Origin of the sequence: Arcicella aquatica, from assembly GCF_034928825.1 — a bacterium.
GTDB classification, from domain to species: domain Bacteria; phylum Bacteroidota; class Bacteroidia; order Cytophagales; family Spirosomataceae; genus Arcicella; species Arcicella aquatica.
In genome coordinates, this window is the sequence record NZ_JAYFUL010000047.1 from 20183 (window position 1) to 42221 (window position 22039).

The window sequence follows — 22039 nt, forward strand, 5'->3', positions numbered from 1 at the left end:
AGATATTCTAAAATCAACAGTCACAAGATTTTTCTTTAGCTTTCCAGTTGATGTAATAAGCAGAAGCAATTAATAAACCGCCCAAGCCACCAGTGATAAGTTCGTATTTGTCGGCAAACCAAACTATTTCACTAAGCTTTATCAGTAAACTTAACATTAGAAGCAAAAGTGGAATAGCATTCAAATGTTTTTTATAATCTATCATCAAGATAATATTTGCTAGAACAAGGCTCCCACCAATAAACCATAGTTCCCAAGTATGGTCAGCCAATAGGCTTCCACCCAAAAACGGAATCAGTGTAATTAATAAAGGAGTAGCTATGCAATGTATCGCACAAAGGATAGAAAGGTAAAAACCAACCTTCTCTATTTTTAAAGTATGACGATGTGTATGTTCCATTGTTGTAATCATGTTGCAAAAGTAATACAATGCAACGTTATTGCAAATAAAAACGGGCTCTTTTTTCTTTTTAGGGTAAGAAATAAGCGAATGAGAATGTAAAATTTGTGTACCAATATCCATCATTTTTATTTTATCAATTTCTCAGAAGCTTTAATTAAAGTGTATATTATTATAATATATTGAAATTCAGCAGTTTATGATAATTAATCTGACTTTCTATTTTTTGATTTAATGAATGAAAAATTAGGATAAAAACCAACTTAAAATTTAGTTTTCTCTTTGAAAAGACAAAACTATAAACTATATTTATAGTTGTATAACTATGTTTTTAAAAGATGAATATGAAGACATGCTACTTAGTATTATTATTAATGGTGATAAATTTGAGTACTGTTTTGGCTCAAGCCGAAATAGAGAGCCAAAACTTGATTCGCCAATATCAATTTGAAAAAGCAATTATAAGCTTAAAAAACTGTTCATCACTTGCTTGTCGTTTAGACTTGGCTTTTTGTCAGGTAAAGGTTGGTAGGTTAAAAGAAGCCATAGAAAATTATCAGGCTATTTTAGACCAAGAACCCAACAATACTTTGGCGATGATTAGCTTGGCAAATCTCTACGAAAAAACAAATAAATTATACCAAGCCAAGAAAAGCTATCAGTCTTTACTTAATATAGATTCTACTAATGCATTTGTTTATAAAAGCTATGCGATGCTTTGTTTAAAGCTAACAGAAGATTCTCTTGCCAAAATATATTTCAAGAAGGCTATTTCTATTAGTCCGTCAGATGCTGAAAGTATTGCAGAACTAGGAAAACTTTTTGTAAAAACCGATAGCTTGTCAGAAGCCAAAGTATTAATCAAAAAAGGTCTTCTTTTAGATTCAACTTATATTGCCCTTTGGCAGTTGAATGCCAGAGTAAATTATCGAGAAAACAAATTTAAGCCTGTTGTATCTTCCATCAAAAAAGCAATGGCTTTAGGTGATTCTTCTGTTGGGTATCAGCAACTGTTAGGATATGCTTATTTTTATCTGGATAGCATTCCGCAAACAATAGCTTGTTTTGAACGAGTATTGAAAGTAGAGATGGAGTCGGAGCCTGCTTTCTTTTATCTTGGCTTATGTTATACTAAACTGAAAAAAGAAGATTTAGCCATTCAATATTTTCAACAAGCAATTAATGCAGGATTGTCAGATGATTTACCAAAGTACTATGAACGAATTGGCTTTATTGATGAGAAGAATGCTAGATACAACAATGCACTAGAAGCTTATCAAAAAGCATTGGAATATTCTGGAAAGGCAGATTATTTATATTTGATAGCGCGAGTAAATGACTGGAAATCAACTGATAAGTCGAAAGTTCTGAAACTGTATAAGCAGTATATGGTATCTAAAAACAAAAAGAATAACGATTATATTTCTTTAGCTACCGAGAGAATTAAAGAATTGGAAGCAGTTAATATTGTGAAAGCTAAACCGTAAAGATAGGATTTATCACTACGGAGGTAATCAAACCCTTATCCATATCCATAGCGAGGAACTTAAGTCCCTCGCTATGGATATGGATAAGGGTTTGATTACTAGATGTTTATAATGTTGTGAGTAGTCTGTATAAGTCAAATACTTTGACTGAAAATTTACTCAGCTTGTAATTTCTCAAAAACAGCTTTTGATACTTCAACGATTGTTCCATGACGAAGCCCTTTAGGGAAAGTCATTTGGTCAGAAACATCCTCCCAAGTCTTGTAATCTTTAGAACGGATAGCACCATACTTATGCTCAGTATATTTATCAAAATATACATAAGTATATTCACCGATTTTTACACTTGTAGGTCCTTCTGCCCAATATTTTCCAGTGATGGGTGCTGATACCTCGGTAGGATATGGCCCTTCAGCTTTTTTAGAACGTGTAATCCTGATATTCTTTTCTGCTGGCTTAGGATTTTCGTTTTTCACAAACATATAATACCATTTACCATCTTTCAGAATAGTAGCGTCAATGGCACTAAAAGTAGGGTTAAAAAATAACTTAGTTTCGCTAAAAGTCTTGAAATCACGTGTTTTTACATAGTAAATACGGTGATTTAAGCCTTTTTCACGCTCAGTTTCTCCAATTTCTGAATGTCTTCCTGGGATAGTAGTTGCCCAAAAAATCAAATAATTCTTAGTTTTATCATCATAAAAAACCTCTGGAGCCCAAGAGTTTTTGGCAGTTGGCTCATGTTCCATTACTGGAATGGCTTGTTGTTCAGACCAGTTGATTAAGTCTTTAGACGAAGCGTAGCCAATAATTCTATCGTTCCAACCACTAGTCCAAACCATTTTAAATTCGCCATCAGCCCCTTGAATGATACATGGGTCACGCATTAATTTATCTTTGCCAACGTTTGGTTTTAAGAACGATTTACCAGCTTTTAGGGTCTTCCATGTTAAACCATCTGTACTTGCCGCAAAATGTAGTCCATCTTGGCCGTTATCCACAAAGTAAGAGAACAGCAAAAGTTTGTCTTGAGCTTGTGTTTTTGAATAAACAATTGTAAAAAGGAGTACTAATAAAAAGAAACTTTTTTTCATGTGAGGTAATAATGCTAAAGGTTGTTAAAAAGATTTTTTACTTGTTCAATCGTGAGGTTTTGGTAATCTTTCAAAAATAATTTAATGTTCGAAAACTGTTCAAATTCAGCTTCATCATGCGTTGTTGTTAGTATAATTGTTGTACAACCAGCATTTTCAGAAGTTTTAGCACCTGTTGGCGAATCTTCAAATACGAGGCTTTTATCTAGTAAAATGCCTAACTCTTTTGCTACTTTTTCAAAAACTTCGGGGTCTGGCTTGCCTTTATCTACTAAACCAGAATGGATTACTGACGAGAAGTAATGACGAATACCTAAATTATCTAATACAAAATCGACGTTTTCGGCAGGAGCAGCACTACCAATACCCATAGGAATGTTAGCAGCCTTTGCTTCTTCTAAGAAATTCGCAAGTCCGTCTATCAATTTCAACTCATCTTTGAATACTTTACGATAATGTTCTTCTTTTTCAAAAGATACTTGATAGCGTTCTTCAGTTGTAAATCTATGAGGGAAGAGTCTTTCTATGATTTCTTCGTTCTTTCCATGACAACGTTCTTTTACTTCTTCAAGCGTTAGATCAAGTCCTAATTCCTTTAATTTTAGTTGCCATGCACGGTGGTGTACCATCATATTGTCCACCATTGTGCCGTCCATATCAAAAATGAATGCTTGCATACGTATTGTTTTACAGTAAATTATAATGTTTTTGGAAGGGAAAACCTTATGAAAAAATAAATCGTGTAAACTTAACACGATTTATTGAGTTGAGCAAAGTTTCAATAAATGAAAAAGCAACAGTAAAGAGATTAACCTCTACTGTTGCTTCAAATGCGTTAGCGGAAAGTATTAATTTCGTCCTTTATAAGTTGGTTTATCAATACTTGTGCTTCCATATGCGGGGCAATTATTTTTCCTTGCACATGATGCTAAAGACAAAACTGCCATAAAACCAATAATAATAGTAGCTTTTTTCATGATTAATATTTGAATGTAAGTGGTACATAAAGGTACTCTTACGTTAAATTACGAAAAAAAAGAATAAATATTGTTTCGCAAATGATTAATTTTCAAAGGATTGAGTATGGTAATCGGATTTCGGTCATCAGATTACGGATTTGAACCCAACCCCAATCTTTGTTATTCCTAACGAGGGAATTAATTCCCTCGTTAGAGATTTTTGTCTTGTATGAATTTGAAATTACTATAAGAAAGAACTCCTCATTCCACATTCAAAACTCATCACTTAGAAAGCTACTGTTCAACCATCGAAAGGTTTTCGGCCAATGTCAATTCATCTTGGCTAAGAATAAAAACTTTTTCTTCTCCTTCTGCATTAGCTTTTTCGCCATAGCCCAAGATTGTCATCATACCTTCTTTACCTTGTTCGTCAGCAAAGAGGCGAGTAGTAATGGTTCCGTTTTCTAGGCGGTCTACAATTACGTGCTTTGGTGCTGGAATCAAACAGTGTTGGATACCACCATAGCCCCCCAAAGATTCCTGATAAGCACCCGTATGGAAGAACCCAACAAACTGGCGTTCTTGTCCTTCTTCAAAGATTGGTAAATACAAATCTGAACTATGGGCTTCGGTATTATAAAAATCCATCGAGTCACAAGTAAGTCCACCTAAATTTACTTTTTGGTATGGACTTCCCCAGTTATTCACAGGCAACATGATGTATTTTTGGTTCATACCCCAAGAATCTGGCAATTGCGTAATAAAAGAACCATTAATCATGTACCATAATTCTTTATCATTTTGTAGCTTCTGGTCGATGATTTCGTATAAAACAGCACCACTTTCACCTACAGTATAAGAACCAAATTCAGTAAATAAGTTTGGTACGGGTACGTTACTTTTATTACAAATCCATGAGATAGACTCTACAATTTCATCAATCATCGCCTGATAATCGTAGTTGAATTGTAACGAAGTTTGGATAGGTAAACCACCCCCTAAATCGATAGAATCTAGTTCAGGACAAACCTTTTTTAGTTCGCAATATTTATAGATAAAACGGCTCAATTCAGACCAATAATAGGCACTATCTTTAATACCTGTATTGATGAAGAAATGTAACATTTTTAATTTATAACGCTCGCTATTTTGGATTTTGTTTTTGTACAATTCCATTACATCTGAATAGCGTAAACCCAAACGAGAAGTATAAAAAGCAAAGTCTGGTTCCTCATCCGTTGCGATTCTGATACCCAAATTTACGGTTTCAGTCGTTACAAATTTGTCGTAAAAGTCAATCTCTTTAAGATTGTCTAAAATTGGAATACAATTAAAGCCTTCGTTAATTAACTCGCTGATATACTGCGTATAAAGAGGTAGCTTGTATCCGTTGCAAAGAATATAAGTTGACTTAGAAATCTTATTTTCTCTGTACAAATCACGAATAAGTGAAATGTCGAAAGCAGAAGATGTTTCGAGGTGCACATTGTGACTCAGAACCTCCTCGACAATAAACTTAAAATGGGATGATTTTGTACAATAACAATAAGTATAATTTCCCTTATAGTTGTACTTTTTGATGGCGTTCTTAAACATCCTTTTGGCATTTTCGATATGCTCGCCAACTTTGGGTAAGTACGTAATTTTCAAGGGTGTACCATATTGCTGGATAATGTCCATAAGTGGAACATTATTGAACAAAAGTTCATTGTCTTGGTCAATGTTGAATTCCAAGGTTGGGAATTCAATGGTTTGGTCAATTAGGTCAATGTAATTTTTCATCCTACTGCGAAAAGCATAAATGCGGGGTTTTGATTAAAAATACTTATATCTTCGTGAAACTTAATCTCAGAAGTTTTTTTTAGTAAAGGTAAATTTTTGTTGTTTACTATTAACGAAACTGCTACATAAAAAGCGTGCAAAAGTGCAATAAAAGTATGACCTTTGCAAGCATAAAAATTGGATTTATTCTATATTTAACGTTCCGTTTTTAGAATTAGTTTCTACGGGGAGTACTTTCCGTAAACAGGTTTCATGAAAAAAATACATTTTATTGCTATCGGAGGTGCAGCGATGCACAATTTAGCCATTGATTTACATAATAAAGGCTATCATATTACGGGTTCGGATGATGAAATCTATGAGCCTTCGCGAACCCTGTTGGGGGAAAAAGGTTTGCTTCCTGCCGAGATAGGCTGGTTTCCTGATAAAATTACGAGAGATTTAGACTGTGTAATTTTAGGAATGCACGCTCGGGCAGATAATCCAGAATTAGCTAAAGCCCAAGAATTAGGCATAAAAATTTATTCGTATCCTGAATTTATTTATAGCCAAAGTTTACATAAACAAAGAGTAGTTATTGCGGGGAGTCATGGAAAAACGACCATTACTTCGATGATATTGCACGTACTGAAATACCATCATCGCAAATTCGACTATATGGTAGGTGCGAGAATAGAAGGTTTTGATACGATGGCAAGCCTTTCGGATGCACCTGTGATTGTGATTGAGGGCGATGAATACTTATCGTCACCTATCGACCGTCAGCCTAAATTTTTGCATTATCACCCCCATGTAGTATTAATGTCGGGTATTGCTTGGGACCACATCAATGTCTATCCAGATTTTAACGATTATGTACATCAATTTGAATTACTAGCAGACTTGCTTCCCAAGGCAGGTAGTTTTATTTATGATGAAACAGATAAGTTGGTCAATAAAATTGGAGAAAAAGAATACGAAAGCGTTAAGAAGTTTCCTTATAAAGCCCATCCACACAAAGTAAAAGACGGCAAAACATTGTTGATTTTGCCCGATAAAAAAGAGTTAGCCATTGAAGTATTCGGAGAGCATAACCTTAAAAATTTGAATGGAGCTAAGTTAGTGCTTTCACAGATTGGTATTGAAGAGGATGAATTTTATCAAGCTATTCCGTCTTTCAAAGGTGCTGCCAAACGCTTAGAATTGGTCGCTGAAAATTCGGAAACGATTATCTATAAAGATTTTGCTCATGCGCCGTCAAAAGTAGAAGCAACGACCAAGGCCGTAAAAGCACAATTTCCTCATCGTAAATTGGTAGCCTGTTTAGAACTACATACTTTTAGTAGTTTGAACAAAGATTTTTTAGGAGAATATGCCAACAAATTGAATGCGGCAGATGTTGCCATCGTGTATTTTAGCCCGAAAACGCTAGCACATAAAAAACTACCAGCTATTATGCCAGAGGATATTAAAACCCATTTCAATAACCCTAATTTATTAGTTTTCACAGATAATGCTTCCCTCAACGACTTCCTATTATCAGAGCGATGGCGTAACAGTAATTTGTTAATGATGTCATCAGGGACTTTCGATGGACTTGATTTTAAAGAATTATCTCAAGGAATTTTAAAATAAAAAATAACACCTCATTTCATCTCTGAAGGATAGTTATTAAGTTCTAATCATTTACTATTAGCGGGTGACTTAAGTCACCCGCTAATAGTAAATGATTTTCAAAATTATATTATCAAAACACACGTTTTAAGAAAATATTATTTCATTTTTTACATAGTATTTTCTCAAATAGGGTAGATAACACAAGAACTTAATAATCCTACGCTAAAGGAGAGGGGGGGAGGTAAACCATATCATGAACCGTATTTCAGCACTTTTTTCAGTAAAAAAGAATAATTTACTTAACGTTTATTTTACAGCAGGCTTTCCGAAAATCAACGATACTAAATTGATTTTGAAATCATTACAAGAAAGCGGAGCGGACTTAGTAGAAATAGGGATGCCTTATTCAGACCCTGTGGCAGATGGCGAAACTATTCAACAAGCTAACCAAGTATCGCTCGACAATGGAATGACTGTAAAGCTTTTGTTTGAACAACTAGCCGGTATCCGTCAGGAAGGGATTACTGTACCCATCTTATTAATGGGTTATGTCAATCCTGTGTTACAGTTTGGCGTAGAAGCTTTTTGCCAAAAATGCCAAGAAGTAGGTGTTGATGGCTTGATTTTGCCAGATATGCCTGCTAGTGTGTATGAAGAAGAATACAAAGCTATTTTTGATAAATATGGTATTCTGAATATCTTCTTGATTACGCCACAAACTAGCGAAAGTAGAATCAGACATATCGACGAAGTATCACACGGTTTTATCTATATGGTTTCGTCGGCAAGTACTACAGGTGCAAAATCAGGCATTTCGGATGTCCAAGAAGAGTATTTTGAACGGGTAAACAATATGAATTTAAATAACCCACGATTGATTGGGTTTGGTATTTCGGATAATGAAACCTTTAAAAAGGCTTCTTCTCACGCTGCAGGAGCTATTATAGGTAGTGCTTTTATTAAAATGCTAAGTAATTCAACAGATTTAGATAGTGATACCAAAGCCTTTGTGAAAATGGTGAAGGGTTTATAACAATTCTGTAGCACGAGTTTTCAACTCGTGCACTTTATAGTATTTTGTGCACGAGTTGGAAACTCGTGCTACAGATACAGTTCTACTCAAAGAATATGAAAAAACAGTTCTATAGAAGAAGTCTACCTCATTTACAACCTCTTGGTGGAACATACTTCGTTACCTACAATCTCTATGGGAGTATACCTCAATCAGTATTAGAACAATGGAAAGAAGAATATGCTAGGGCAAAAGCTAATATTATTCAATTTCCCAAAAATTATGAAGAGGATTTAGATAAACTAGGAAGACTAGACTTTGCTAAACGAGATACCTTTTATGATACTTATAAAGGGGGGAATCATTATCTAAAAAGTCATGCTATGGCTCAAATAGTCGCAGACTCTTTACATTTTTGGGATAATAAAAAGATAGAATTATATGCGTATTGTATCATGTCCAATCATGTCCATATTGTAGTTCGTTTATTTGATGAATCAGAAATTGACACCCCATTTTATTTAGAAGATTTTATGCATTCCGTCAAACGTTATTCGGCTTTTAAATGTAATAAAATTTTAGAACGTACCAGCCAGTTTTGGCAAAGAGAAAGTTATGATAGACTGGTACGTAATAGAGATGAACTTCATCGAATTTTGAATTATGTATTAAATAATCCTGTTAAAGCAGGTTTATGCCAAGCGAAAAAAGACTGGAAATGGTCTTATATCAAAGAGATTTACAATGATATTATGTAATGAAAGCAAATGACGACATATACACTACAGTCGTTGCCTTTTATCATCCCGCCCAATTCTCTCTATCCAAACTTCTATACTGTATCGCTTCGGCTAGATGTTCGGCACGAATGTCTTCTGAGCCTGCTAAGTCGGATATTGTACGGGCTACTCTTAAAATACGGTCGTAAGCACGTGCCGAAAGTTGTAACCTTTCCATCGCTTTTTTCAATAAAGCAACGCCAGCAGTATTAATTTCGCATACTTCTTTTACCATTTGCGAAGGCATCATGGCATTACAATAAATGGCAGGATGGTCTTTAAAACGAACAGTTTGTATTTCTCTCGCTTTAATTACCCTCTCTCGAATATCAGCAGAACTTTCAGATTTTCTGTTAGACGATAATTGTTCAAACTTCACGGGTGTAACCTCTACATGAAGGTCTATTCTATCTAATAATGGTCCCGATATTTTGTTTAGGTATTTTTGGACTACACCTGGTCCACAAACGCATTCTTTTTCGGGGTGATTATAATAACCACAAGGGCAAGGATTCATCGAAGCAATCAACATAAAACTTGAAGGGAATTCTACTGCCCATCTTGCCCTAGAAATAGATACTTTTCGCTCTTCTAAAGGCTGACGCATTACTTCCAAAGCCGAGCGTTTAAATTCTGGTAATTCATCCAAAAACAATACGCCATTATGGGCTAATGAAATTTCTCCAGGCTGTGGGTTTCCTCCTCCACCAACCAAGGCTGCATCTGAAATAGTATGATGTGGTGAACGATAAGGCCGTGTAGAAATTAAGGAAGCTTTCGTGCCTAGTTTCCCTGCTACAGAATGTATCTTAGTAGTTTCCAAGGCTTCTTGTAATGAAAGCGGAGGAAGGATAGAAGGAATCCTTTTTGCCAACATGGTTTTGCCAGCGCCGGGAGGACCAATCATGATAACATTATGCCCACCAGCTGCTGCTATTTCTAAGGCTCTTTTAATATTTTCTTGTCCTTGCACGTGCGAAAAGTCTGCATCGTAGTCGTTCTGAGAGTTAAAGAAAATATCGCGTGTATCAGTAATCAAAGGTTCTATCTGAAGTGTTCCCTTCAAAAAATCAACAGCTTCTCTTAACGTATTGACACCGATGATGTCTAAATTATTAACAATAGAAGCTTCTGAAGCATTTTCAATAGGAAGAATGAATCCCTTCAAGCCTTTTTTTCGGGCTTCAATAGCAATGGGTAAAACTCCTTTGATAGGTCGTAAAGCACCATCTAAGGCTAATTCGCCCATAATTACGTAGTCTTCAAGGCTTTTTAAATTACTTTGTCCAGAAGCATGGATAATCCCTAAAGCAATGGGTAAATCATAAGCAGAACCTTCTTTACGGATATCAGCAGGAGCAAGGTTTACAACAACTTTGGTACGAGGAAAGAAAAAATCTGTTTGTTTGATAGCAGATTCCACTCGATGAGTAGATTCTTTAACTGCTCCGTCTGGAAGCCCAACAATAAAGAAGTTTTGTCCTTGGCCTTCGCTCACTTCAACAGTGATAATGGTAGCATCAACACCATGAACGGCACTACCGAAGGTTTTTGCAAGCATAGAATGTGGTTTTTATAGAACTTAGTTGAATAAATAATTAGCTAAACAAAGATAAGATAGTTTTACTTTGTTTGATTGTGTTATGAAGTAATAATTATGAATGATTAGTAGCACGAGTTTTCAACTCGTGGGGATGTCCCTTCACGAGTTGAAAACTCGTGCTACTAATTATTACAATTTATTTTTAATATATTTACAATACATCTAATTAATATCTACCAAATTTAACACAATGAAATCTACTCTTTTCAGTCAGGGAATTATTGCCTGTATTCTTGCTATTTTAAGTCTATCAGATTGTGTAGGGCAATCAACAAAGGTTATCATTCAAGACACCTCTTCGAATCATAAGGTTCGCTATTATGATGACCTACTTGAAGAAATGTCAACAACGCTTGGGAAAGGTCGTTCCAATAATTTTACTTTTAATATATCCTATCCAACTCAAGTTTATATAGGTTGGGAAAGGAAACTGACACCTTTTTTACTTTTTCCAAACGATAGTTTAATTTTTAAAGAAAGAGCCGATAAAACATCCTATGAATGTGTAAATAAACCAGACTCATTGGTTGGTGTTCTTACGGCCTTAGAAAAGGAGGTAGGCTTAGAACTTGCAATACATTCTGGCTATAAGGTTCAGGATGTATTAAAAAGTGAATATGAAATTTTGATTGGAAGTATTTTCAACAAAATGCATCGACAATTAAATGTATTATCTAGGTATAGGGACAGCACCAATACTATACTTTATCAAGCGACAGAACAAGAAATAAAATGTTTTACTTTGGTAGAGTTACTATCACCTTTCATTTATGGAAATACATCATGGAAATTTTTCCCTACATGGTACGCTGATAGTTTGACAAAGTTTAAACACGAGATTTTTGGATTAGATACAACAGTTGCGGGAGTAGAATATAAAAGAGCATTATTTTCCTATAATCAATTTTTGTGCAGAGATTCTTTGAATGGTAAAAATGATTTCCAAGTACAATTCAATTCTGCTGTTAGAAATTTCAAGGGCGATCAGCGAAATTTCTTGATGGCCTATATCCTTAGAATAAACAAGCCATATAACCCTGCTAATTTTTATGATAATGTAGCTACATTTTATAACCTCTGTAAAAACGAATACTTTTTAAAATATGTAAAAGATAAATTAGATGACAAGGACTTCGTTTATCCAGATTATGTATTAAAAAAGACCTTGCTAAAAGATGATAAAAGTACAATTACATGGGCTGAACTACTCAATAAAAACAAAGGGAAACTGATTTTTATAGATATGTGGGCAAGTTGGTGTCCACCTTGTTTGATGCTAATGAAACCCCTAAATGAACATATTAAGTTTTACAAAGGAAAACCCATCACTTTTATAGCATTGTCCATAGATAAAAAGAAACAGGCGTGGTTAAAAGCATCTAAACGTTATGAAGTATCTCAAGAAGGCTCAGGAAGTTATTGGATAGGCCAGTCAGATAAATTCATTCAATTTTTATTAACCCGTAGGATTGGTGAAAAAATGCCTTTATGGATACCAAGATATATAATTATTGATGCTAATGGCAACCTTATAACAGTCAATGCAATCCAGCCTCATATTCCAGCATTAAGATGGCAAATAGATTTGTTTTTGAAAGATGTGAAAACTGATTAAGAGTAGGGATTGATTCATTGCGTGGTCGGAGTTTAGATTACGTTGTTAATTGACTAAAACAAAAAAATGAGGACAAAAGAATTTCTTCCTTTGTCCTCACGTCTCACAATCTTTTAGTCTTCAAAAACTACTTTTTCTCTGGTAGCATAATTACTTTAATGACATTATCACCAAAGTATTTTTTAGCAGCCGTCTTAGTACTTTCAACAGTTACTTTTTTAAGGGCTTCTTCTTCCTTCAAGATGTATTTTACATCGTCACCTTCTTGATACTGAGATTGTAAATAACCCATCCAAAAGCCATTGTCACGCAATTGTGTTTCCGTCTGACGCTTCGTTTCTACCTTAAACTTATCGATGTCTGTTTGTTCAGCACCTTTTTCTTTTACTTTTTCAATTTCAGCCAACGTACGAGCTACCAACTTCTCTACGTTTTCAGGAGCACAGCCAAAAGCAATTCGGAAATTATAACGTTTAGCAGGAATCTTAGCAGTACTGCCACTTACACCTACGCCATATACTCCTGATTCTTCCTCTCTTAATTTCTCAATCAATTTGATTTCCAATACTTCTGATAAAGCTTCAACCTGTGTTTCGCTTTCGGCAGTACCATCAAAGTCACCAGACCATACCAATGTTACACGTGCTTTAGGTTCTGTACCTTTATAAAGTGTTTTTTCAACCTTTCCTTTTGGTGGGCGAATACCTAAATCTTTATAAGTTTCCTTGCGTTTAGTTGATGGTAAGCCTCCTAAATATTTTTCTAATAAAGGTTTAACTTCTTCATTTTTAAAATTTCCAACAAAGAAAAACGTAAAGTCAGAAGCATCTGCAAAGCGTTCTTTATAAATCTGGAAAGCACGAGTAGCATCAATCTTCTCCAATCTTTCTACCGTCATTGGTAAATTACGAGGAGCGTAGTTACTTAAAATCGCTGTCAAAGAGTCACTATATACTTTCTCGGGCGTCAAAGTTTTTTGTTGACTCGCCAAAGCATCACGCTGATTTGCCAAGAAACCTTTTACTACATCAGCATCAAAACGAGGCTGGGTAAAATAGCTATACAATAACTGCAATGCTGTTTCTAAGTCTTTAGGATTACTAGAGCCTGAGATGCCTTCAGTCGTTCCTGAAACAAATGGACTAACCCTCGCTACTTTGCCTGTTAAGGCTTTACGGAGATTTACTGTAGAGAAATCCCCCAAGCCACCAATAGAAGCAATAGCAGAAGCTACGCGAGCATTATCAGCATCTTTGGCACCATATAAATTCGACCCGCCAAAGCTATAACCACCAATCAAAATCTCATCATTTTTAAAATCTGTTGGTTTCAAAACAGCCTTTACACCATTCGCAAAAGTATATTCAGTTAAACCCACTTCTGGAATTAGTTTAGTAGCAATTACTTTAGAGCCCGTCGGCAATTTAGCAATCAAAGGTTTGTTGACAGTTTGGTCAATATATGCTGTCACATCTTTTCCAGCAGAATTTAACCATTCTCTGATTTGAGCTTCTGTAGGCAAGGTAGCTTTGTCTTTTTCAGGAGCCATCAAAATTACGGCACGGTTGGTATCTGTAATCAATAAATTACCCAACGCATTCACTTCTTCTAGTTTTATACCTTCCAAATATTGCTTGGTAAACTCATACCCAAATTCAGTTGAAGTGAGGTTTTCATCTTCCAAGAAAGCGCCTACTAATCCTTCTACCAATTGTTCCGAATCAGTCTTATCTTTTTCTTTATAAGCCTGTTCCTGACCTACCATGTACTGAGTTTTGGCTCTTTGTAATTCAGAAGCATTAAAGCCGAATTTCTTAGCACGAGCTACTTCTTCTAATATGGCTTTTAAGCCTTTTTCTACGTTACCACCTTTGGCTACAACCACGGTGTTGAAAGCATCTAGGTTACCTAAAAAACCGCTATAACCTGCATAACCATATTGGAAAGGAGGGTCAGCTTTTTGCGTAAGCTCTTGGATACGTCCAGAAAGCATTTGATTGAACAATGAACGAAGCATTCCTTCACGACGGTCTTGATAAGTAACGTCTTTGCGTTTTTCCTGCTTATTCATAATCTGAACAATCGTATTAGGTTGCTCAGGGTCGGTGATGATGGCTACATCTGTACTACCGTTCAAGTCAATTTTATACTTTGTTCTTGGTTTTTCATTGGCAGGATTTTGAATACCGCTAAATTTTTCGATAATCATTTTTTCTACCATCGCTACATCTACATCACCCACTACGGCCACAGCTTCTAAATCTGGACGATAGAAATCTTGATGAAATTGTTTCAGCACATCATACTTGAAGTTCTTTAGAATATCATCTTTACCAATAGGCAAGCGTTTGGCATATTGCGAATTGTTTAAAATGATAGGGAAGAATTTATCACGCATACGTGCCTGAGCTCCTTTGCCTGTACGAGATTCTTCTAATACAACTCCTCTTTCTTTATCAATTTCGGTAGGGTCTAAGGTAGCGTTATGAGCCCAGTCTTCCAGAATTTGAATTCCCTTTTTGAATACTTCTATCGAATCTGTTGGAACGGGTAACATATACACCGTTTCATCAAAACTTGTGTAAGCATTCAAATCTGCCCCAAAACGGACACCAGATTTTTGCAGGAAATCAACTAACTCGTTTTTCGGAAAGTTTTTCGTTCCATTAAAATTCATGTGTTCCATAAAGTGAGCAAGGCCTTGTTGCTCATCATTTTCCAATACAGAACCCGCTTTTACCATCAAACGCAACTGTGCTCTATTTTTAGGCTCAGCGTTTTTCATGATATAATACTTAAGTCCGTTTGGAAGAACTCCAACTTTTACTTTTGGGTCCATTGGAAGAAGCTTTTTACTCAAATCTTCTTGAGCCATCACTGTAAAGCCCGAGATAAAACTCAGTGCTACCACAGCGATAAGGGTAGTAACTTTTTTCATGGCAATAGAGGACTCTCTTAACCCCTTAGAGAGGGTGCTTGTTTAATGTTTATTGTATTTTGGGGTTATACAAATAATAAATACAAACTCGATTGAGTTAATAAAAATGCAAGATAGCATTACCTATGTAGAATAACGGGGTTGATATAAAAAAATTATCATGGGGTGAATGATAAAAAAACGTTTCTTTGTATTGACTAAGCTAAAAATGATAACCTATGTATCAAGCCTGTATTCGAAACCATCTTTATCACTTTGCAACCCTAAAAACCTTGATGGCAAAGGCCAGTCCTTTGCGTTCTGGAGATGAACTAGCAGGTGTTGCTGCCTATTCAGCTGAAGAACGGGTGGCAGCACAAATGGCCTTAGCAGAGATGCCTCTAAAAACGTTTTTGACTGAACACCTAGTCCCTTACGAACAAGATGAAATTACACGGTTAATCATTGATACCCATGATATAAAAGCGTTCAGTCCAATCAGTCATTTAACCGTAGGAGATTTTAGGAATTTTTTGTTGGAAGAAACTACCGACACTAAGGTGCTCCAAGCTTTACAAAGAGGATTAACGCCAGAGATGGTAGCGGCAGTTAGCAAATTAATGCGTATTCAAGACTTGGTGACCGTTGCTTCAAAATGTGAAGTAATTACGCAGTTCAGAAATACCATCGGTCTAAAAGGACATTTCTCAACGCGATTACAACCCAATCATCCCACTGACGATTTTAAAGGCATTGCCGCCAGTATGATTGACGGACTTTTTTATGGCAGTGGCGATGCCGTCATTGGCATCAATCCTGCTACTGATAATGTTCCAACCGTGATTCGCTTGCTCGAAATGCTGGATGGTGTTCGTCAACGCTTTGATATTCCGATGCAGTCTTGTATTCTTAGCCATATCACTACGACCATTCAAGCGATAGAACAAAATGCTCCTGTCGATTTAGTCTTTCAATCTATCGGAGGCACTGAAGCAACCAATACTTCGTTTGGTGTAAACTTGAATATTTTGCAAGAAGGATATGAGGCTGGGCTTTCCTTGAAACGAGGTACAGTAGGCAATAATTTAATGTACTTTGAAACAGGACAGGGGAGTTCGCTTTCGGCAAATGCTCATCATGGCTTAGACCAGCAAACTTGCGAAACCCGTGCGTATGCAGTAGCAAGGCATTTCAATCCTTTATTGGTCAATACGGTAGTAGGCTTTATTGGCCCTGAGTATTTGTATAATGGCAAACAGATTATACGGGCAGGACTTGAAGACCATTTTTGTGGAAAACTGTTAGGGCTACCCATGGGTGTAGATGTTTGCTATACCAATCATGCCGAAGCCGACCAAGACGATATGGATACGTTATTGACCCTGTTAGGGGCAGCAGGCTGTAATTTTATCATGGGCGTTCCCGGTGCCGACGATGTGATGTTGCATTACCAAAGTACATCTTTTCACGATGCGCTTTATATCCGACATTTGTTGGGTTTAAGACCTGCCCCAGAGTTTGAAGCTTGGCTCATGAAAATGAATATTTTTGATGAAAAAATGAGCTTAAAATCAGGAAATAAGCAATTAATCAGCAGTGTAACTGGATTTATTGAAGGATAATGGAAATAAATAGAACAGTATCTGCCGACCAATGGCAATTTTTACAAAACTATACACCTGCCCGCATCGCACGTGGGCGAGCTGGGCATAGTTTGCCAACGGCTGAATTATTGAAATTTCAATCTGACCATGCTCAAGCAAGAGATGCCGTTTATTCTGAAATTCAGATAAGCAGTTTGCAAGAGGCTTTTATGTCAAATTTTAAGATAGAAGTCCTATCCTTGCAAAGTGAAGTAAAGTCTCGTTCACAATATCTTCAACGTCCCGACTTAGGAAGAACTATCAGCCAAATATCCAGAGAAACGTTGAGTAAAAAAGATGCTTCTGAAGCTGACATTTGTTTTGTCATTGCCGATGGACTCTCGGCGAAAGCCATTAATGAACATTCTTTCCCTTTTTTACAGTTATTACTTCCGAAACTTCAAGCGGATAATTGGAAGATTGCACCGATTTGTATCGTTGAACAAGGGAGAGTAGCCATTGCTGATGAAATAGGATTTTTATTAAAGGCAAGTATCGTAGTTATTTTAATTGGCGAACGCCCAGGGCTTACTTCGGCAGATAGTATGGGCGCTTATATTACTTACCAACCTCAAGTGGGACTGACCGACGAAAGTAGAAATTGTGTCTCTAATATTCGTCCAGAAGGATTAAACTATGTGTTAGCCTCAGAAAAGATTTTTTATTTGTTAAATGAAATAAAAGGGAAAAAAATAAGCGGTGTACAGCTAAAAGACGAGATGGCTAATTATAAAATACTTTAAAAAATTGAGTATTTTTATGGGGTGCGTAGGAGCTAGAATTATGACGGGTAATAAGGGATAAAAAAAGAGATAAACATGATTGTTTTAATGAATTAACATAGGTTAATATTACAAACAAGAAAATATAATATTAAATCTAAAAATAGTTTTGTAAAGATGAGTTGCTTGCTAGCAATTAATTATCAAAAAAACTAATTTATAAAATTTAAGTAGAAAGATTTTGGCGTTTCGTAAACAAATTCGTGGAGTTCATAAAGAAATATTCTTGGTTCGTGTAATATTTTATAAGTTTATACAAGGATTTCTTTAAAAATGCTTGACTTAAACTCCATTTTTTCTATCTTTGTAATGTGTTCTTAGAACGCAGATTTTTTAACCTAATAACGTGGCGGCGTTATTAGGTTTTTTTTATGTTTTTACTTCAAAATCAATTTTTGATACTCTTTACTAACAGATTCTTGGCTACTTCGTGGCTGATGAAAAGACTAGAGGCTTCGCCAAGACTAACACATAGCGATTTATCAAATTCATTCAATTCTTTTACGACAATATGGCAACCTAAGGTTAACCCTATCTTGGCCAAGTACTGTAAAAAAGTAGGAGAGTGTTCAGACACACCAACCATTACAACATGCTGTCCGACTGCAATTTCGGACAGATTTTGATAGCGTAATTCAGGCATCACTCCGAAAGTATCTGGAATTGGGTCACCGTGTGGATCAAACTTTGGAAAGCCTAAAAATTCGTCAAGTCTTTCAACCAACTCTTCAGAATCAATATGTTCTAACTGCTCGGCAATTTCGTGTACTTCATCCCAATTAAAGCCCAATTTCTCAACTAAAAAAACTTCCCATAAACGGTGTTTCCTAATCACCTTTAATGCCACGGCCTCGCCCAACTCTGTCAGCCTCACACCTTGATATTTTTGGTAATTAACCAATTGTTTTTCAGAAAGTTTTCTAAGCATATCCGAAACAGATGCCGCCTTTGTAAGCGTCAGTTCTGCCACAGCATTGGTGCTGACTTCACTGCCAGTTTCCGCAGAAAGCTTATAAATTATTTTAAGGTAGTTTTCTTCCGTAAATGAAGTCATGACGAATATTCTTTGAAGGCAATAATAGTAGTTGTTTCTATGACAAAGATATTATTTAATAAGCGAAAAAATAAATTTTAGATTAATCTAAAAAAATATTTTGAATTGTAGTTGACAAAAAATAAATTTACATCATATATCTGAGACATACCTTACAATTTAATACAATATTCAGCATGGACCTTAAGAATACAATTATAAATCAGTCGTTACCAGAAGTATATGGTTCAATACAGGTGCCTAAAACTGGTTCTTTTTACAAAAAACTTTGGGCTTTTACGGGGCCAGGCTTAATGGTTGCAGTAGGTTATATGGACCCTGGAAACTGGGCAACAGATATTGCTGGAGGTGCAAAATTTGGCTATACACTCATTTCGGTAATCCTTATTTCTAATATTTTTGCGATGCTCCTACAGCATCTATCCTTAAAATTAGGAATTGCCACAGGACGAGACCTAGCACAGGCCTGTAGACATGCGTATTCAAAACCTGTTGCCATAACATTATGGGTTTTGTGTGAAATTGCTATTGCCGCTTGCGATTTAGCAGAAGTCATAGGCTCTGCCATAGCCATTAATTTGCTTTTTGGCTTACCGCTCACAGTAGGAGTAGTGATTACCGTTTTAGATGTCTTGGTACTGTTATATTTCCAAGGAAAGGGCTTTAGGACACTAGAATCTATTGTGGCAGGATTAATCTTTATGATTTTTTGTTGTTTTGGGTATGAGATATTTGTATCTCAACCTTCCATCAAAGAAATTTTTGGGAATATTTTACCTAAGCCCGAAATACTGACTAATCCTGAAATGTTGTACGTGGCCATTGGTATTTTGGGGGCTACGGTAATGCCTCATAATTTATACCTACATTCTAGTATTGTACAAACCAGAAATTTTGAAAAAAATAGTGAAGGTAAACGCTCCGCAATATTTTTTGCGACGATAGACTCAAACTTATCATTATCAATAGCATTCTTTATCAACGCTGCTATTTTAATTATTTCTGCGGCTACGTTCCATCATACAGGAAATCAAAATGTGGCAGATATCAACGATGCTTATCACTTGCTCGACCCTGTTTTGGGCGTAAAGTTTGCTGGAATATTTTTTGCTGTAGCGTTATTGGCTTCTGGACAAAACTCTACGTTAACGGGAACTTTAGCAGGGCAAATCGTGATGGAAGGCTTTTTGAATTTGAGATTAAAGCCTTGGCTGAGAAGACTAATAACACGCTTAATAGCAGTGATTCCTGCTTTGATAGTAACGATACTTTATGGAGAAAGAGGAACGGGAGAATTATTGGTGCTTAGCCAAGTGATATTATCATTACAGCTTAGTTTTGCAGTAGTACCTCTGATTCTTTTCACAAATGATAAAACCCAAATGGGCGAATTTGTTAATTCCAAATTGATGAAAATTTGCTCTTGGATAGTAGCAATTATCATCATTGTATTAAACGGATATTTGCTTTGGGATACTATTTTTTAGTTATTTGTATTGCAAAATTAACTAAGCCATGAAGATACCAGAGACAAACGGATTGATTGACAACATCTATAAGTATGTACAAACGTATGTAGAAATTGCGAAACTTGAAGTAGAAGAAAGAGTTCAGGAAACGATTAAAAAGTTGATTATCGGAGCAATACTTGTATTATCTGGCTTATTGCTTCTCTTATTCTTCCTTCTTACTTTGGCATTATTTTTAAACCATGTTTTCAAAAGCGAATACCTTGGTTTTCTAGTAGTTACAGTGTTACTAGCCATTGTAATAACGTTTGTTTTTTATCTTGGAAAAAAACTACTAAAACCCGATACAATTACAGAAAGTATTGAAGTAGAAACTCAATCCACTTTTCAAGAAAATTAAAAGATAATTCTTTCTTTAAATTTTTACTCAAAAAAGCAATTTTTATTACTTTTGAATAGTTTTACATACATACACAGTTATTGTGTCAGCGATTTGTGCAATGAATTTACTCGGACAATAACAGAATAACGTAAAGATTATGTTTCCAACAGTTAGCCCCAAAAAAATCTCTGAACGTAAGCGACAATTACATTTAGAAGCGAAAGCATATAAAGAAACGATTGATGGACAGGTTAGCAACCTTAAATCAGAAGCTACCCGTATAGGTACGAGAGCCCTTATTATTGGTGGTGTTTTAGCTACTAGTTATTTACTATTTAGCTATTTGACCTCGGATAATGAAAAAAAAGTATCTGCCAAAATATCAGAAAACGGTAATTTACCTGTTATTGTAAAAAAAGAAAAAGCGAAAGAATCGTGGCTTGTTTCATCAATCAAAGGGTACATGTTGTCATTTTTAATGGCCATTGCTAAAGATAAAATCATAGAAGCCCTTTCGATTTTAAAAGAAAATTATGCAGAGAAATCTTCTCAATAAATTTTATGAGCTGAAGGCTCAAGGCAAAAAAGCATTTGCTGTCTTGATTGACCCCGACAAAGTCAATGAAGACAGCTTTTCGCATTTAATAAGCTTAAGTAAAGAGCAAGCAGTAGATTTCTTTTTTGTGGGCGGTAGTTTAATTACTAGCTCTATCATGGAAAAGGTAATTACGGATATTAAGGCAAACAGCGATATACCTGTGGTACTATTCCCTGGCAATAGCCTGCACCTTAATAATAAAGTAGATGGTGTATTATTCCTGTCCTTAATTTCGGGTAGAAACCCTGATTACCTAATAGGCCAACAAGTAATTTCTGCGCCTATTCTGAAAAGAAGTGGCATAGAAGTATTACCGACGGGTTACATGATTATTGATAGCGGTCGCCAAACTACAGTTTCGTATATTTCTAATACCACACCCATTCCGCATGACAAACCAAGCATTGCTGCGTGTACGGCTATGGCAGGCGAAATGTTAGGCTTGAAGTTAATCTATATGGATGCAGGTTCGGGCGCTTACAATGCAGTTTCACCAGAAATGATTGCCGCAGTACAGCAATCTGTTGATGTCCCCCTCATCGTAGGAGGAGGAATAAATACTGCTAAAAAAGCGCACGATGCTTTAAGGGCGGGTGCAGATATCATCGTGGTTGGCAATGCCATTGAAGAACGGATAGAATTAATCAAAGATATTGCTAAAACTGTAAGGGGCTTTAATGAAGTGAATTTACTTGCCTGAATAAGACTGTTTGAAAATCAAAAATCCATCCATAGAGAGGGACTTAAGTCCTACTGATTACCCATAAGTTTGTAAATTATTAATAATCAGGTAATTATCTCTAGCGAGGGACTTAAGTCCCTCGCTAGAGATGAGGGCTTCAACGCTTGGTTTTAAAGACTATTTAT

18 protein-coding genes are annotated in these 22039 nt (G+C 35.8%); 11 read left to right on the plus strand and 7 right to left on the minus strand.

The window, feature by feature from the left end:
• Nucleotides 1–13 precede the first annotated feature (13 nt).
• Nucleotides 14–400 (minus strand): MerC domain-containing protein, encoded by a 387-nt coding sequence (locus VB264_RS20480; protein ID WP_323252467.1) that lies wholly within the window; start codon nt 398–400, stop codon nt 14–16.
• Nucleotides 401–744: 344 nt separating this feature from the next.
• Between VB264_RS20480 and VB264_RS20485 the strand changes: the two genes are divergently transcribed.
• The gene (locus VB264_RS20485) at nt 745–1887 is read left to right on the plus strand and encodes a tetratricopeptide repeat protein (RefSeq protein ID WP_323252469.1); all 1143 of its coding nucleotides are present in this window, start codon (nt 745–747) and stop codon (nt 1885–1887) included.
• A 155-nt stretch (nt 1888–2042) separates the two neighbouring features.
• Here the strand turns inward: VB264_RS20485 and VB264_RS20490 are convergent, their stop codons facing one another.
• From VB264_RS20490 to VB264_RS20500, 3 genes are all read right to left on the minus strand, one after another.
• Nucleotides 2043–2981: a glycoside hydrolase family 43 protein gene (locus tag VB264_RS20490; protein WP_323252471.1), complete on the minus strand. Its 939-nt coding sequence runs from the start codon at nt 2979–2981 to the stop codon at nt 2043–2045.
• A gap of 14 nt (nt 2982–2995) precedes the next feature.
• Nucleotides 2996–3658: an HAD family hydrolase gene (locus VB264_RS20495; protein WP_323252473.1), complete on the minus strand. Its 663-nt coding sequence runs from the start codon at nt 3656–3658 to the stop codon at nt 2996–2998.
• A 576-nt stretch (nt 3659–4234) separates the two neighbouring features.
• Complete coding sequence (locus VB264_RS20500; protein ID WP_309923000.1) at nt 4235–5722, minus strand: type III PLP-dependent enzyme domain-containing protein; 1488 nt, start codon at nt 5720–5722, stop codon at nt 4235–4237.
• Between the two features lie 252 nt (nt 5723–5974).
• Here VB264_RS20500 and VB264_RS20505 point away from each other — a divergent pair, with 252 nt between their 5' ends.
• From VB264_RS20505 to VB264_RS20515, 3 genes are all read left to right on the plus strand, one after another.
• Nucleotides 5975–7336, plus strand: coding sequence for a UDP-N-acetylmuramate--L-alanine ligase (locus tag VB264_RS20505; protein WP_323252474.1), 1362 nt, complete (start codon nt 5975–5977; stop codon nt 7334–7336).
• 235 nt (nt 7337–7571) lie between these two features.
• Nucleotides 7572–8351, plus strand: a complete 780-nt coding sequence (trpA, locus tag VB264_RS20510) for a tryptophan synthase subunit alpha (RefSeq protein ID WP_323252476.1) — start codon at nt 7572–7574, stop codon at nt 8349–8351.
• Between the two features lie 95 nt (nt 8352–8446).
• Complete coding sequence (locus VB264_RS20515; RefSeq protein ID WP_323252478.1) at nt 8447–9088, plus strand: transposase; 642 nt, start codon at nt 8447–8449, stop codon at nt 9086–9088.
• A 43-nt stretch (nt 9089–9131) separates the two neighbouring features.
• Here VB264_RS20515 and VB264_RS20520 read toward each other — a convergent pair whose 3' ends face one another.
• Entirely contained in the window at nt 9132–10670 is a 1539-nt protein-coding gene (locus tag VB264_RS20520) for a YifB family Mg chelatase-like AAA ATPase (protein WP_323252480.1), read from the minus strand.
• Nucleotides 10671–10902: 232 nt separating this feature from the next.
• Here VB264_RS20520 and VB264_RS20525 point away from each other — a divergent pair, with 232 nt between their 5' ends.
• Nucleotides 10903–12327 (plus strand): TlpA family protein disulfide reductase, encoded by a 1425-nt coding sequence (locus VB264_RS20525; protein WP_323252483.1) that lies wholly within the window; start codon nt 10903–10905, stop codon nt 12325–12327.
• Nucleotides 12328–12454: 127 nt separating this feature from the next.
• Here VB264_RS20525 and VB264_RS20530 read toward each other — a convergent pair whose 3' ends face one another.
• On the minus strand, nt 12455–15265 hold the full coding sequence (locus VB264_RS20530; protein ID WP_323252485.1) for a M16 family metallopeptidase: 2811 nt from the start codon (nt 15263–15265) through the stop codon (nt 12455–12457).
• A gap of 275 nt (nt 15266–15540) precedes the next feature.
• Here VB264_RS20530 and VB264_RS20535 point away from each other — a divergent pair, with 275 nt between their 5' ends.
• Both VB264_RS20535 and eutC read left to right on the plus strand, forming a co-directional pair.
• The gene (locus VB264_RS20535) at nt 15541–16866 is read left to right on the plus strand and encodes an ethanolamine ammonia-lyase subunit EutB (RefSeq protein WP_407654668.1); all 1326 of its coding nucleotides are present in this window, start codon (nt 15541–15543) and stop codon (nt 16864–16866) included.
• Nucleotides 16866–17630, plus strand: coding sequence for an ethanolamine ammonia-lyase subunit EutC (gene eutC, locus VB264_RS20540; RefSeq protein ID WP_323252489.1), 765 nt, complete (start codon nt 16866–16868; stop codon nt 17628–17630). The genes VB264_RS20535 and eutC overlap by 1 nt, the downstream gene beginning before the upstream one ends.
• Before the next feature lie 427 nt (nt 17631–18057).
• Here eutC and VB264_RS20545 read toward each other — a convergent pair whose 3' ends face one another.
• The gene (locus tag VB264_RS20545) at nt 18058–18723 is read right to left on the minus strand and encodes a metal-dependent transcriptional regulator (RefSeq protein WP_323252491.1); all 666 of its coding nucleotides are present in this window, start codon (nt 18721–18723) and stop codon (nt 18058–18060) included.
• Nucleotides 18724–18899: 176 nt separating this feature from the next.
• Between VB264_RS20545 and VB264_RS20550 the strand changes: the two genes are divergently transcribed.
• The 4 genes from VB264_RS20550 (at nt 18900) to VB264_RS20565 (ending at nt 21872) form a co-directional block, all read left to right on the plus strand.
• Nucleotides 18900–20210, plus strand: coding sequence for an Nramp family divalent metal transporter (locus VB264_RS20550; RefSeq protein WP_323252493.1), 1311 nt, complete (start codon nt 18900–18902; stop codon nt 20208–20210).
• 28 nt (nt 20211–20238) lie between these two features.
• Nucleotides 20239–20592, plus strand: coding sequence for a phage holin family protein (locus VB264_RS20555; RefSeq protein WP_309922970.1), 354 nt, complete (start codon nt 20239–20241; stop codon nt 20590–20592).
• Between the two features lie 139 nt (nt 20593–20731).
• On the plus strand, nt 20732–21130 hold the full coding sequence (locus VB264_RS20560) for a hypothetical protein (protein WP_309922968.1): 399 nt from the start codon (nt 20732–20734) through the stop codon (nt 21128–21130).
• Nucleotides 21108–21872 carry a phosphoglycerol geranylgeranyltransferase gene (locus tag VB264_RS20565; protein WP_323252496.1) on the plus strand — a complete coding sequence of 255 codons (765 nt, stop codon included), beginning with the start codon at nt 21108–21110 and terminating at the stop codon, nt 21870–21872. Before VB264_RS20560 ends, VB264_RS20565 begins: the two co-directional genes overlap by 23 nt.
• The last annotated feature ends 167 nt before the right edge of the window (nt 21873–22039 follow it).